Annotated in this window: 16 protein-coding genes and 1 riboswitch; of the genes, 10 read left to right on the top strand and 6 right to left on the bottom strand. The window is 35.0% G+C overall.

Translation table 11 applies throughout. The annotated features are described in order from the left end of the window. The first annotated feature begins 8 nt into the window (after window positions 1-8). The 7 genes from glpK (at window position 9) to BCI01S_RS01645 (ending at window position 8,574) form a co-directional block, all read left to right on the top strand. Window positions 9-1,499, top strand: coding sequence for a glycerol kinase GlpK (gene glpK, locus BCI01S_RS01675; protein WP_047940488.1), 1,491 nt, complete (start codon window positions 9-11; stop codon window positions 1,497-1,499). A gap of 308 nt (window positions 1,500-1,807) precedes the next feature. After that, window positions 1,808-3,418, top strand: a complete 1,611-nt coding sequence (locus BCI01S_RS01670; RefSeq protein ID WP_047940702.1) for a glycerol-3-phosphate dehydrogenase/oxidase — start codon at window positions 1,808-1,810, stop codon at window positions 3,416-3,418. A gap of 798 nt (window positions 3,419-4,216) precedes the next feature. Then, window positions 4,217-4,300: riboswitch (ZMP/ZTP riboswitch) on the top strand. Between the two features lie 43 nt (window positions 4,301-4,343). Next, window positions 4,344-5,189, top strand: coding sequence for a bifunctional 5,10-methylenetetrahydrofolate dehydrogenase/5,10-methenyltetrahydrofolate cyclohydrolase (locus BCI01S_RS01665; protein WP_061796388.1), 846 nt, complete (start codon window positions 4,344-4,346; stop codon window positions 5,187-5,189). A gap of 270 nt (window positions 5,190-5,459) precedes the next feature. Further along, window positions 5,460-5,660 (top strand): cold-shock protein, encoded by a 201-nt coding sequence (locus tag BCI01S_RS01660; protein WP_016203922.1) that lies wholly within the window; start codon window positions 5,460-5,462, stop codon window positions 5,658-5,660. A 499-nt stretch (window positions 5,661-6,159) separates the two neighbouring features. Then, window positions 6,160-7,617 carry a degradosome RNA helicase CshA gene (gene cshA / locus BCI01S_RS01655; RefSeq protein ID WP_047940490.1) on the top strand — a complete coding sequence of 486 codons (1,458 nt, stop codon included), beginning with the start codon at window positions 6,160-6,162 and terminating at the stop codon, window positions 7,615-7,617. A 157-nt stretch (window positions 7,618-7,774) separates the two neighbouring features. Beyond that, on the top strand, window positions 7,775-7,975 hold the full coding sequence (locus tag BCI01S_RS01650; protein WP_047940491.1) for a cold-shock protein: 201 nt from the start codon (window positions 7,775-7,777) through the stop codon (window positions 7,973-7,975). A 206-nt stretch (window positions 7,976-8,181) separates the two neighbouring features. Continuing rightward, a complete protein-coding gene (locus BCI01S_RS01645; protein WP_047940492.1) occupies window positions 8,182-8,574 on the top strand; it encodes a hypothetical protein in 393 nt (130 codons plus the stop codon). A gap of 70 nt (window positions 8,575-8,644) precedes the next feature. Here BCI01S_RS01645 and BCI01S_RS01640 read toward each other — a convergent pair whose 3' ends face one another. Continuing rightward, entirely contained in the window at window positions 8,645-8,932 is a 288-nt protein-coding gene (locus BCI01S_RS01640) for a DUF6509 family protein (RefSeq protein WP_061796385.1), read from the bottom strand. Window positions 8,933-9,370: 438 nt separating this feature from the next. On the opposite strand from BCI01S_RS01640, the gene BCI01S_RS01635 reads away from it, so the two are divergent. Beyond that, window positions 9,371-9,574 carry a cold-inducible protein YdjO-related protein gene (locus BCI01S_RS01635; protein ID WP_171510321.1) on the top strand — a complete coding sequence of 68 codons (204 nt, stop codon included), beginning with the start codon at window positions 9,371-9,373 and terminating at the stop codon, window positions 9,572-9,574. 316 nt (window positions 9,575-9,890) lie between these two features. Here the strand turns inward: BCI01S_RS01635 and BCI01S_RS01625 are convergent, their stop codons facing one another. The 4 genes from BCI01S_RS01625 to BCI01S_RS01610 all read right to left on the bottom strand — a co-directional run bounded on the left by BCI01S_RS01625 (window position 9,891) and on the right by BCI01S_RS01610 (window position 12,268). After that, the gene (locus BCI01S_RS01625) at window positions 9,891-10,583 is read right to left on the bottom strand and encodes an LrgB family protein (RefSeq protein ID WP_061796380.1); all 693 of its coding nucleotides are present in this window, start codon (window positions 10,581-10,583) and stop codon (window positions 9,891-9,893) included. Then, window positions 10,580-10,960: a CidA/LrgA family protein gene (locus BCI01S_RS01620; protein ID WP_235844422.1), complete on the bottom strand. Its 381-nt coding sequence runs from the start codon at window positions 10,958-10,960 to the stop codon at window positions 10,580-10,582. Before BCI01S_RS01620 ends, BCI01S_RS01625 begins: the two co-directional genes overlap by 4 nt. Before the next feature lie 146 nt (window positions 10,961-11,106). Beyond that, complete coding sequence (locus BCI01S_RS01615) at window positions 11,107-11,982, bottom strand: LysR family transcriptional regulator (RefSeq protein WP_047940498.1); 876 nt, start codon at window positions 11,980-11,982, stop codon at window positions 11,107-11,109. Window positions 11,983-12,085: 103 nt separating this feature from the next. Continuing rightward, a complete protein-coding gene (locus BCI01S_RS01610; RefSeq protein ID WP_047940499.1) occupies window positions 12,086-12,268 on the bottom strand; it encodes a hypothetical protein in 183 nt (60 codons plus the stop codon). Window positions 12,269-12,469: 201 nt separating this feature from the next. Here BCI01S_RS01610 and BCI01S_RS25125 point away from each other — a divergent pair, with 201 nt between their 5' ends. Beyond that, window positions 12,470-12,631: a hypothetical protein gene (locus tag BCI01S_RS25125; RefSeq protein WP_156485378.1), complete on the top strand. Its 162-nt coding sequence runs from the start codon at window positions 12,470-12,472 to the stop codon at window positions 12,629-12,631. A 51-nt stretch (window positions 12,632-12,682) separates the two neighbouring features. On the opposite strand, the gene BCI01S_RS01600 is transcribed toward BCI01S_RS25125, so the two are convergent. Beyond that, complete coding sequence (locus tag BCI01S_RS01600) at window positions 12,683-13,006, bottom strand: hypothetical protein (RefSeq protein ID WP_047940501.1); 324 nt, start codon at window positions 13,004-13,006, stop codon at window positions 12,683-12,685. 290 nt (window positions 13,007-13,296) lie between these two features. On the opposite strand from BCI01S_RS01600, the gene BCI01S_RS01595 reads away from it, so the two are divergent. Continuing rightward, window positions 13,297-13,815 carry a pyrophosphohydrolase domain-containing protein gene (locus tag BCI01S_RS01595; RefSeq protein ID WP_047940502.1) on the top strand — a complete coding sequence of 173 codons (519 nt, stop codon included), beginning with the start codon at window positions 13,297-13,299 and terminating at the stop codon, window positions 13,813-13,815. The last annotated feature ends 189 nt before the right edge of the window (window positions 13,816-14,004 follow it).

The following is a 14,004-nucleotide window of genomic DNA, read 5'->3' as shown; positions in this document are numbered from 1 at the left end:
TTTTATTCATGGAAAAATTTATATTATCATTAGATCAAGGGACAACAAGCTCAAGGGCGATTATTTTCAACAAAAAAGGGGATATTGTGCATGTGGCCCAAAAGGAATTCACACAAATATTTCCGAAGCCAGGATGGGTTGAACATAATGCAAATGAAATATGGGGTTCTATTTTAGCTGTTATTGCGACAGTTTTATCAGAATCAGATATTAAGCCGGAACAAATAGAAGGTATTGGGATTACCAATCAACGGGAGACGGCTGTTGTATGGGATAAAAATACTGGGGCGCCCGTATACAATGCCATTGTATGGCAATCAAGACAAACAAATGAAATTTGTGAAGAACTAAAAGCACAAGGATATAATCAGCTTTTCCGTGATAAAACAGGACTTTTAATTGATGCTTATTTTGCAGGTACCAAAGTAAAGTGGATTTTAGATCATGTAGATGGAGCTAGACAAAAAGCAGAAAACGGGGATTTATTATTTGGTACAATTGATACATGGCTAATTTGGAAATTATCTGGTGGAAAAGCGCATGTAACAGACTATACAAATGCTTCACGTACGTTAATGTTTAATATCTATGAATTAAAATGGGATGAAGAACTACTTGAAATATTAACAGTTCCAAAATCGATGCTCCCAGAAGTAAAAGGATCTTCTGAAATATATGCTCATACAGTGGAAGGACATTTCTTTGGAAATAGAATTCCAATTGCAGGAGTGGCAGGAGATCAACAGGCTGCTTTATTTGGTCAGGCATGTTTTGAAGCGGGAATGGCGAAAAATACTTATGGTACGGGCTGCTTTATGTTAATGAACACAGGTGAAAAAGCAGTAAAATCAGACCATGGCTTGTTAACAACAATCGCATGGGGGATAGATGGAAAAGTAAATTATGCCCTTGAAGGAAGTATATTTGTGGCAGGATCTGCTATCCAGTGGCTAAGAGATGGCTTAAGAATGATAAAAGATGCGAAAGACAGCGAAGACTATGCAAGCAGAGTAGATTCTACAGATGGAGTTTATATTGTACCAGCGTTTGTTGGATTAGGAACTCCATACTGGGACAGTGATGTGCGAGGGGCAATGTTTGGAGTAACTAGAGGGACAACAAAAGAGCATTTTATTCGGGCAACACTAGAATCACTTGCCTATCAAACAAAAGATGTTCTGGCTGCAATGGAATCTGATTCGAATATTCAAGTTAAAACATTACGAGCTGATGGAGGAGCCGTTCGAAACAATTTCCTTATGCAGTTCCAGGGAGATATATTAAATGTTCCTGTGGAAAGACCAGTTATAAATGAGACAACTGCATTAGGAGCAGCTTATCTTGCTGGTTTAGCTGTTGGTTTCTGGAAAGATCAAAAGGAAATTGCGGAACAATGGAGCCTAGATCGTTCCTACGAACCAAAAATGGAGGAAGAGACAAGAGAAGGATTATATGCTGGATGGAAGAAAGCTGTTAAGGCTACAATGGCTTTTAAATAAAAGGGGAACCTACTGTTTTAAAGTTTAATATAATAATATAAATACTATGAATATCTAGGTTAATATGATATAATAAACACAAGTTAATATTTTTTGTCTGGAGAAATGGAGAGACCACAAAGCATTATCGTTCTATTGGTAATGTAACTTTGTGGTCTCTTTTTGTTTGTATATAGATCATGTACAAACTAAATTGTTTTGAATGTATTACGAAAGGAAATTATTAAACTAACAAGTTTTTTAAGTATAGGGAGGGTTTTACTTTGCAAAAGAAGCCAAGTAGTAGAGAAAAAATACAACAACAGTTAATGAATAATAAATTTGATGTGTTAGTGATCGGGGGAGGTATTACAGGAGCGGGAATTGCTTTAGATGCCGCAGCTAGAGGAATGGAAGTTGCTCTTGTAGAAATGCAGGATTTTTCAGCAGGAACTTCAAGCAGATCAACAAAGCTCGTCCATGGTGGTCTCCGCTATTTAAAGCAATTTGAAGTGAAGATGGTTGCAGAAGTAGGGAAGGAGAGAGAAGTGGTGTATGAAAATGGACCACATGTAACTACACCAGAATGGATGTTACTTCCGTTACACCAAGGAGGAACGTTTGGAAAATTTTCCACCAATATTGGTCTAAGAGTATATGATTTCTTAGCTGGAGTAAAAAAATCGGAACGAAGAAAAATGCTATCGAAAGAAGAAACACTTGCAAAAGAGCCATTAATTAAGAAAGATGGTCTTAAAGGCGGAGGGTATTATGTGGAATATCGCACAGATGACAGCCGACTGACTGTAGAGGTAATGAAAAAGGCCGTAGATTGTGGTGCAGCTGCGATTAACTATACGAAAGTAGAGAACTTCCTATATGATAAAAACGGAAAAGTAGAAGGTGTAGAAGTTAGAAATCTTATCACAAATACGGTTTACCCTATTTATGCCAATGTTGTGGTAAATGCAACTGGACCATGGGTTGATACATTAAGAACGATTGATGGAAGCCGAAAAGGTAAAGCGCTTCAGCTGACAAAAGGGGTTCATTTAGTTATTGATCAATCTGTATTTCCTTTAAAACAAGCGATTTATTTTGATACACCAGATAAGAGAATGGTTTTTGCTATTCCACGGGATGGAAAAACATATGTTGGGACAACAGATACTTTTTATAGTGAAGATCCCATTCATCCTTCGATGTCGAAAGAAGATAGAGATTATCTTTTAGAAGCAATTAAGTTTATGTTTCCTTCGATCTCCGTTTCCGCAGAAGATGTGGAGTCAAGCTGGGCGGGAGTTAGACCATTGATTTTGGAAGATGGAAAAGATCCCTCTGAAATTTCTCGCAAGGATGAAATCTGGGAGTCTGACAGTCGGCTTATTACTATTGCTGGAGGGAAATTAACGGGGTATCGTAAAATGGCTGAAACAGTTGTTAATCTTGTTTCCACTAGATTGCAAGAGAAGACGGGGAAGTCATTTAAACAATGTATGACAAAGTCGATGCCAATCTCTGGTGGAGATGTTGGTGGTTCAAAAGGTTTTTCTACGTATATCCAAGATGTTGTATCAAAGGGAATGAATGGAGGACTTTCAAAAGAGGAAGCAGAAAACATTGCAAGGCTATATGGCAGTAATGCGCCTATTCTTTATGAAATTGCAAAGGAGTTAAGCGGGAAATATGAAGAACTTTCCCCAGTCCTACTTGCACGGATTCACTATGCAATGGAATATGAATATGCAATAACTCCGACAGATGTACTACTAAGACGGACAGGAATGCTTTTATTTGATATTGCTAAAGTAAAGGAAGTAAAAGATGCAGTAATTGAATACATGGCAGAATATTACGATTGGAGCACCGAAAGAACTAATACCCTAACAGCCGAACTAGAAAAAGAAATACACAAAGCAACTATTCCGTTTGCAGGGTAATGGAAAGTTAATAGGAAATAAGGCTTTCCCATTTAATGAAATTCTTTAGAACAAATGATAGGTTGGTTAGCTCGAAGCGACCGCACGTAAGTGATTCATGCGGTCGCCTCGAGCAGACAACAGGATAGGAAGCTCATTGATTACAACATGATAATTAAGTGTATGAAATGGAGGGAAACGAGTGCCTGATAATAGTGAGAATATCGATTAACCCTTCCACAAAATAAGCGTTTTTACAAAAATAGGGAAACTAATAGTTGACTATAAGCAAATTTTGCGATAAGATGTTCCTTGTATGTATTTGAGGTTTAACAGAATTTTGTAGAATTATTGTGTAAAGTAACAGGAAATTTATAAGTATACGGAACAACTATATAATAGCATTCAAAACAATTACACTCCATTTATCTTCAAAAACACATTTAAATCCTTCCTAATGCGGATTAATCCTTCCATTATTTTTTCAAAAATGTATTTTTGTGTTCTGCACAATTCACCCTAAATTCACACTGGCGCGGTCTAGGAACCGTAAGGATGAAAGAGAGGTAGGGCTTTCGTTGTTTTAGGCATTACACCATTTTTAATAGAAGTGTATTTCCTTAAATATATGCATTGCTTAATTGTATTCGATCGATGAATACATGAATGGGACCTTTTAAATCTGAGTTGATCATCAGACTTAAAAGGTCCTTTTATATTTGATAAAGCTAATCTGGTACTTCCCACTATCTTTCAAATAAAATAACGGGAAGATTATTTTATTTGAAAGGGAGCTATGATATGATACAAATGAACTTATCAATACATAGTGACTGACGACATAAATGGAAATAACCATATGGGAGCTGTGTATATGTATAGCCGGTCGTCTGGGCAGAAGGGCAAAAAAGCACTTCTTTTTTATAATTTACCAGGAGGTATATACATGTCGGAAAAATTAATTTTAGACGGAAATGTAGTAGCAAATGCAGTAAAAGATGAATTAAGAGGAAGAATAAGTGCTTTAAAGGAAAAAGGGATTACTCCATGCTTGGCAACAATATTAGTTGGCGATGATCCTTCATCCGCAACGTATGTACGAATGAAAGGGAATGCATGTGCAAAGCTCGGCATAGAATCAAGAAAAATTCATTTAGATAAACAAACAACAACAGAAGAGTTGTTAGCAACGATTCATTCATTAAATAAGGATGAAAAGGTGCATGGGATTCTTTTACAACATCCAGTTCCAAGCCATATAGATGAACGGAAAGCATTTGAAGCAATTGAGATTGAGAAAGACGTGGACGGTGTTACTAGTTTTGGATATGGGCAAACAGCTTTAGGATTTGGTAAATATCCATCCTGTACTCCAGCAGCTATAATGAAAATTATGGAGCATTATAATATAGAAGTTAATGGAAAACATGCGGTAGTAGTAGGGCGTAGTCCAATTTTAGGAAAGCCTGTTTCTGCATTGCTTTTAAATAAAGATGCAACCGTGACAACCTGCCACTCAAGAACGGTTCATTTAGAAAATCATGTCAGACAAGCAGACATTGTGATTGCTGCTGTTGGAAAACCTAATTTTATTCAAGGTGAATGGATTAAACCAGGTGCAGTTATTTTGGATGCCGGCTATAATAAAGGCAATATCGGAGATGTTGATTATGAAGCTTGTTTTGAAAAAGCCTCTGCCATTACCCCGGTTCCAGGAGGAGTTGGACCAGTTACGATTAGTATGCTGTTAAAGCATACGGTTGACTCTGCAGAAGCAGCAATCGGGGAATAACGTTAAAAAATCAAATAGGAAAAATATACCATTGGTGTAATATTATAAGTTTTGAAAACGTTATTGACAAAAACGTAAAAAAATTATATTATAAGTGTAACGCAATTAAGTTCGGTATATGTTTTATGGATAAGGTGGTCGTAGCTGCAATGTATGTAGGCGATTTCTTCTACATCATTTCAGTTACGGCTTTTTCATGTTGAATGACGTATCGATTCCTAAAAGTTATATTAGGTGCTTAGTGTGTAACACATTTTTGGAGGTTTTACAATGAACACAGGTAAAGTAAAATGGTTTAACGCAGAAAAAGGTTTTGGATTCATCGAGTCTTCTGAAGGTCAAGACGTATTTGTTCACTTCTCTGCAATTCAAACAGAAGGTTTCAAAACTTTAGAAGAAGGCCAAGACGTAACTTTTGAAATCGTTGAAGGTAACCGTGGACCACAAGCTTCTAACGTAACTAAAGCTTAATAAGAAAACAAAAAAAGGTGATGCCTTTCAAAATGCATCACCTTTTTTAATGATGTTTCCCATAAAGCTTTTGTTTTTCATTGAAAGGAAGAATAACAAAAATCAATGGCTTAGATTAGCATTTGGATAAAAAATTCTCCATCAACTTCATTATATTCATCCGTTAAAAAACCACATAATTTCCCACTAAAGTATGGTATGCAGGCTTTTAATTGGTCCTATTTACCTTAATGTTTTGGAAAATGAAAAAAAGTGAAATAAAATGGAGAGTATATATTTATAACAAAATAAAACAATACACTCTAGGTTGGTATTTTCTAAACAAATAATGTCCCTAATAATAGGGCGGTGTTTTAAGGTCTATATAAGAGTAATCATGCGCTAAAATTAGTGGGATCCATTCATTTAAAAATGATAAAGATCCTATCCTACGACATTTCTGGCCCTATATTCTAAGGAATATCAATCAACGGAGTACAATAACAAGGAGGAAAAAGTATTGACAACTTTTTCAGATTTTAAATTAAGCAGCAGTTTAGAAAAAGCATTATCAAATATGGGATTTGAAGAGCCAACACCAATTCAGGCGCAGGCGATTCCGATTGCATTATCAGGTAAGGACATGATTGGACAAGCTCAAACAGGTACTGGTAAAACAACTGCCTTTGGTGTGCCTTTATTAGAAAAAATTGAGGTTGGCAAAGCAGTTCAAGGACTAGTTATTGCTCCAACGAGAGAATTAGCAGTCCAAGTAGCAGAAGAATTAAATCGTATTGGCTCAGTAAAAGGAATCCGTACCCTGCCAATATACGGTGGACAAGACATTAACCGCCAAATTCGCGGACTTAAAAAGAAGCCGGAAATTATTGCGGCTACACCTGGTCGATTAATTGACCATATTGAGCGTAAGACAATTCGTTTACAAGATTTAAAAATGATTGTTCTTGATGAGGCAGATGAAATGCTTAACATGGGCTTCATTGATGATATTGAAAGAATCTTAAGCGAAACTCCAGAGTCTCGTCAAACGTTATTGTTTTCAGCAACAATGCCGAAAAGAATTCAAAGCCTTGCTGAAAGATTTATGGTTGAACCTCAAGTTGTAAGAGTGAAAGCGAAAGAAATGACTGTTACAAACATTGAGCAACATTATATCGAAGTACAAGAGCGTCAAAAATTTGATGTATTATGCAGCTTGCTGGATATTCAATCACCTGAACTTGCTATTGTCTTTGGTCGTACGAAGAGACGTGTGGACGAAGTGGTGGAAGGTCTTATTAAACGTGGATACTCTGCAGAAGGAATTCATGGTGATATTCCACAAGGTAAACGTGACCAAGTAATTCGTCGTTTCAAGGAACAAAGCATTGATATTATGGTAGCAACAGATGTAGCAGCTAGAGGACTTGACATCAGCGGTGTGTCTCATGTTTATAACTTTGATATCCCACAAGATCCAGAAAGCTATGTTCACCGAATCGGTAGAACAGGACGTGCTGGTAAAAAAGGTCTTGCTGTAACATTTGTTTCTCCTAGAGAACTTGATCATTTACGTATTATTGAAAATGTGACGAAGAAATCAATGACGAAGAAGCCGATTCCTTCTCTAACAGATGTGTTAGCTGGAAACCAACAAGCAACAATTAGTAAAATTGCCAAAACAATCGAAGAAAATGACTATGCAGAGTATAAGCGAGTTGCAGAAGGTTTATTAGAAGAAACAGATTCTGTAACACTACTTGCAGCAGCATTGAAGCTTCTTACAAAAGAGCCAGATGCTACACCAGTTAAATTAACGGCTGTTGAACCACTGCGTTCAAAGAAAAAAGATAACCGATCTGGCGGCGGTAATCGTAGACGTCGTTCTGATCGTGGGGGAGAACGAGGCAGCTATGATAGAAAACGCCCGAACTCTTCTGGTGATAGAAGACCTAGAAGTCGTAACAGAAGTAAGTAATCGTTTTAAGTTTACTTTATACCTATGTCTCCCTAATAGTAGGAAGAAAATAATGGAATTTAATGTTTCAGCGTTTTAAAAGAAATAAATTGGGGAAACTAGGTAAATGAAGGATAGGATATATCCTTGTTATTTAAATCTAGGAGGCAATAAAAAAATGGCAACAGGTAAAGTAAAATGGTTTAATTCAGAAAAAGGCTTTGGATTTATCGAAGTAGATGGCGGAGAAGATGTATTTGTACATTATTCAGCGATCCAAACAGAAGGATTCAAAACTTTAGACGAAGGTCAAGAAGTTAATTTTGATATAGAAGAAGGCAGCCGCGGGCCGCAGGCTGTAAATGTAACAAAACTATAAAATGTAAGGAAGAGTCCTACGGGGCTCTTTTTTTGCTAAATGGAAACTGTTTGGATAAAATAAGATAGAATACTTTCATCAAGCGGGAAAAAAATTTCCTTGATGTTTGTTTCTTATCGGCTCATGCAGCTGTGTTCCACATTGAGTTTAAAGTGGAGTTTATTTTGATCTGTTAAGTGATATAGAGAAAGAAAGAGGTGCAGAACATGAAAGAATTTACAGTGAATTTTCATGTAGAAGATGGAGTAGACCAAATGATTGTGCAAAAACTAAGTGAGGACGATTTTAATCGTGTTACCAGTGGCGGTACACGTCAATTATTTGAATTAGATACAAATATCGGATTCTTTATTTATTTTGACGCTGAAGATGAACACGGTAAAGAATCATACTTAGTTCTGCAATATGAAGAAGAAAAGGAAGAACCAACAGCATGCTTTAGTTTTCAACTAAAAGATTTTTATCAATTTGTTGCCTTGCACCTAAATGATCTCCAATATGAAGAAGGCGAAGAAGAGGAAGAGGACTTTGGCCCTATTCACTATCTGGCTCATTTAATGCACCATATTGTAGAGGATGGAAAATCGGTAGAAGTATAAAGAAAAAAGCTGGAGATTATTTTCTCCAGCTTTATTAGCGTAATTCCATCTGAACGGCATTGGTTTAATATTAATCCTCTAAATAATGCTGCTTGCAAAATGCTTGTATTTGTTCTAATTCTTCATCCTCTAAACCATAATCCAAATATTTATTTTCTAAACTATTATAAAAATGATAATTCAATATACGGGATCCATTTACGTCTACTGAAAATAAGATTTTTATTTGTAAATGATCTTCATCTGCTAATTCATCTTCCTCATCAAACTCGACAGTAAGAAAAAATTCAAAGCGCTGACCAGCAAGAATGCCGGTAGGATCTTTAATTTCCTCAACAGTATATTCTTTAATGTTCACTCCATAAACCTCCAATAAATTCGCAACAATATTATAGTGTTTTCACTCTGAAAATAATATCATATAAAAGCGGGAATAGCTAATTGTATTCTTGCTAGGACTAAATTGCTCTCTAATCGATTTTAAAAAAATAAAGTAGTTTTTTAAAATAATATTTGCATTGAGGGTAGAAAGTATGGCATAATAAACAGTTTGACATTTTTATCAGGATATGGTATATTTAATAATAGATTTTGTTCATATTTTTTTGTTTACACTTGTTTAGGGATTTTTATGTTTTTCTCTGGTTTACAAGTGTTTTTTATTTTTATCCTGTTAAAACTATCGTTTTGTAGTTCATTATTTAGTTCGTAGCAGTAAATGATTTACTTTTATGAACGAATATGGGAATCGAAGTTTTAACAAATAATTAGCTTCCTGGAGGTGCTTCATTTGGCAATGGGATTTGGTAGAAGAAATAATGAAGAAATTGTTAAAGAAGAAGTGGTGGTTTGGGATTGTACATCAGACACATGTAAATGTTGGATTCGTGATAATTTTAAAAGCAGTGAGACACCAAAGTGCCCAATCTGCGGAAGTGACATGGTAAAAACAACTAGAGAGCTTCAAGTAGTAAATAATAATAGTATATATTCAAAATAAAAGAGGAATTTTCCAAAATAGGATGGACCTCACAAGACTTTTCCACTGAAGGTTATATTTAGTGGGATAAATCTTGTATGGTCCAAACCACTGATGGAGATTTTTTTGATATTTGCGTTTATTTTCCAGCTTAAAATAAACGCAAATAAATACATAAATGCAAACATATATCGTTTGAGCTCTTTTGATCATTTTTATCGAACATTCCATAGTGCTAGAGACATTCACCTTTCCTTAGGAGTTTAATGTCTCTAGCACTATTTTTGCGTTTTTAATGCAGCTCCAATAAAATTTTTTGTCCCTAAAACTCGATTAATCATACAGTCAAGCTAAGCATTAATGGAATTAAGGATGTACCCCATAGGACAGTGATCCATGCTGCTAATATCATGGCTAATGTCGAGAAGGTTGCTTCTTGTTCACCAATTTCCATTGCTTTTGATGTTCCAACCCCATGTGCTCCCATTCCAAGCGCTAAGCCTTTTGCAATGGGAGAACGAAGGGACAGCCATTTTATAGCATAAGGACCTATAATTCCTCCAAGAACCCCTGTAATAATGACGAATATTGTTGTTAATGTCGGCAGACCACCGATTTCTTCTGAAACAACAATAGCGATAGGGGTAGTTATGGAACGCGGTAAAATACTCATAATAAAATCATTGTTTAATCGAATCAAAATAGATAATAAATAGGATGAAAAGATAGCAACCAATGTGCCTGTTGTTACACTGACTATAATAATGGAAAAATGCTTTTTTAATAAATGTAAATTTTTATAAATAGGAACAGCAAAAGCGATAGTCGCTGGACCCAATAAATGGGTTAAAGGCTGAGCTGATTCCATATAAGTTGTTGCTGGAATATGAAAAACAGTAATAAATAAGATGAGCAAGATGGGGGTAACTAATAATGGGTGAAATAGCGGCATATTATATTTTTTATAACATGCTTTTGCTATTCGATAAAGTACATAAGTCATAATGGTAAGAATAATAATTTTGATCATTTGCTAAAACGTCTCTTTCTGTTATAAATTTTTTCAGCAGTAAAACCCGTAGCCCCCATAACAAAAAATGTGCTTATTGCGATTAGTAAGACTGTTTCAATTCCTTTTATATTGAAAATTTCGTTATAATTAACAATTCCAACAGCTGATGGAATAAAAAATAATAACAATTCTGCAAGCAGCCAAGCTGCTCCTTTTTCTACCCATTCCACTTTCACTAATTTAAGCTTTAATCCAATAAAAAGAATTATTAATCCAATCATTGAAGCAGGAATTGGTATCGTAACAATCATTTTAATTCCCATCCCGATAAAAAGAAAAACGTGAAGGAATATGATTTGCCCAGCAATTATCACTATATTCTTCAATGAGATCACCTTCTGATATTCATTTGATGGAATGAAATCTTCCATCTGTTTCGTATATGAATATCATACGCTTAACTTGGTTATTCGTAAAATACATAGTAATTATAGTTAATATAACTAATAGTTATAATGATGCTAGCAGAGCTATATAGACCTTATTCATTGTTAAGAACAAAGTCAATGAATCTTCTGCTAGCAACGGATAAATAGCGATCCTTTTTCGTAATGATAACTAGTTCCCAATTGGTAATAGGTTCTAAATCAACAAAGCGAACTTGATTATTATTTGCTCGATTGCATATTGATTCGGGGAGAATCGAAATTCCTAGGTTCGCTGCCACAATCTCAACCATAAAGTCCCACTGGGAGCTTTTGAAGATAATATTTGGTTCAAATCCTTCTTGAATGAACTTTTTGCGCATAATTTCATATAAGGCGAATTCTTCACTGTAAAAAATAAATTCTTCTTCTTTTAATTCTTTCATTTGCACCTTCTTTTTATTTGCAAGCCGATGAGATACAGGTACTATTAATTTCATTTCTTCCTTTACAAGAGGGAAGACGTTAAAAGCCTCATCTGCTAAAGGAAGAACAGCGACACCCATTTCAAATTCACCCTCTTCGACACTTTTCACAACTTTTGCCGCCCCATATTCTTTTATATTTATTTGGATATTTGGATATGCTTTATGAAATGCGGCTATTATTTTGGGGAAGAATAAGCTTCCAATGATCGGCGGAAGACCAATATTAATATTTCCTCTTGTTAAATTGGTCATATCATGCAAGGTGGATGACATTTCTTCCACTTGAGCAATAATTTTTTGTCCATATTCATAAACTACTGAGCCTGCATCTGTAAGTTCATGGGTTTTATTGGAACGGTGAATTAAGGTTAAGCCAATCTCCGCTTCTAAGCTTTTGATCGCTTTACTTAGAGCAGGCTGTGAAATATGCAGCTTGTCCGAGGCTTTTGTCATATTTTTTTGTTTCACCACTTCAACGAAGTAATGTAGCTGTCTAATTTCCATTTTCCTTCCTCCTCTTGATTGAAAAGGGCTGTCCCGTTTGTAGAGACAGCCTTGTGACTGGATAGAAATGGGGCATTAGCTTAGTATTCCCGTTTTCCTCCAGTTATTTTGGAATTTTTTTAAGAAGGGATAAATTTCTAATCATTGAACCAACAAACATAGTTCCAGCGCCTCCAAAAAGAAGAATCAAGACTGTTTGCTTACTAATAACATCAAATGGATAAAGAATACTACTTAAGATTGCAAGAAATCCAACCAACGATAAAAACCAACCGAATTTTGTCATAATTAACTTCCTGTCCTTTAAAAAATAGATAACTATTTATTTATTTTACGCAAAGATGGAGGGAAGTACAACTATTGTGTGATTCTTTTTGGGAAAATCCTTTCCATACTAAAAAATAAAAATGGATTAGGAAAATTAGGTTTAAAGAAGGAGTGGAAGCGGGTATACGAAGATTATCATCTAGATAAGGGTGGGAAAAACATGAGTATTTTTCAAGAATTAAAAGAGAAAATCGTCTTTCCTCCTAATTGGAAAGATAACTTAATGGCCCACAAGAAATATGAAAAATTATACAAAAAAAATCCGACAAAGCTTATATACAGTAATATGTACCGTACTAAATCAATGGAAAAAATAGACTAGGGTGGAAGCCATCCTAGTCTTTGTTATGTTGCAAAATATATTTATATTTTATTAGGCCATCGATGTTTCTTTTAAATAATCAGAAAAAACTTTTTGTACAAGATCTTGTTCCTGGATATCATCAGCGCTATGTAAATCCTTAATACAGACAACGTATACTGATTTTACAAATAAGTGAAGTGCTTCATCATCGGTTAATTTCTGGATTTTTTTAATTAACTGATTATCAGTAATGTAATTAACGATACGACCAAGGAATTCCTTCGGATAATCTTTAGGTTGTTTCCCTGTTTCTTCTTGAAAAATTCCCCCTTGTCCTTCAATTTCGACATGACGTATTACTTTTTCTAATTCTTGAATACTAAATATCTCCATTGATTAAACACCTCTTTCCCTCTAGTATTATAACAGGCTATTAAACTGTAGTAAATTAGTGTTTTTTCACTATTTGAAAAAGATTATTATAATAGGATTTTAAAGGTGTTATATAAAAGATAGAGAAGCCTTTTGCCGTGAAATTTTTTAAAATTAATCGAATCCCCTGCAAAACAGGGAATCTAATGGTACAATATCTATGATTAATTAATTAATTAAGTCAGCAATTCTTAACTAAACCAAGCTAGACTAGTTGAGGGAATTGGCTAAAGTTGTGAGAAGGAGTAATAATGGATAATAATACAATGTATCATATGGTAAAAAAATTTCATGAAGCATTTGGACATGAAGTAGCTGCAGAACCTACTGCAATCGCAGAAAAAACAGCTGTTAATCGAGCTGTTTGGACTGGAGAAGAGTTAGTAGAATTTTTATATGCAACAGCAGAAGGGGACGAAAGTAAATTTAAAGCATTATATGAGCAGTTTTTAAAGGGACTAAATAAAGCTGCTGATAAAATACTTTCGGAAAAGAAACCCGTTGACGATAAATTAGTAGCACAAATGGATGCTTTAACGGATGTAGAATACTTTAATCAAGGAAGTTTTGTCATTGCTGGTGTTGAACCATTTTCTCTCTTCCAAATTGTTCAAGAAGCAAATATGGGTAAGCTATTTGAAGATGGTAAACCAAGATTTAGAGAAGAAGATGGTAAAATTATTAAGCCGCCAAATTGGGAAAAAGACTTTGCTCCTGAAGGCCGCCTGCAAGCAGAAATAGAGAGACAAAGAAAAAATAAAGGAAAATAGCAGTTGGATATCCACTAAAAAGACGAACACGAATATTTATTAGAAGCCTGCATACGATCTTCTAATGATTATTCGTGTTTTTCATTAATTATAATACGATTCTGAAAGAGTTATTTTAGTTCGCATAAAATAACTCTTTCAGAATCGGTTTTTTAGATGAAGCTGTTTCGGCTTCAAGCAATGTATAAT

Origin of the sequence: Niallia circulans NBRC 13626, assembly GCF_001591585.1 — a bacterium.
Taxonomy (GTDB): domain Bacteria; phylum Bacillota; class Bacilli; order Bacillales; family Cytobacillaceae; genus Niallia; species Niallia circulans.
The sequence above is the reverse complement of the archived record's forward strand: the minus strand, read 5'-3'. Positions and strand labels throughout refer to the sequence as shown.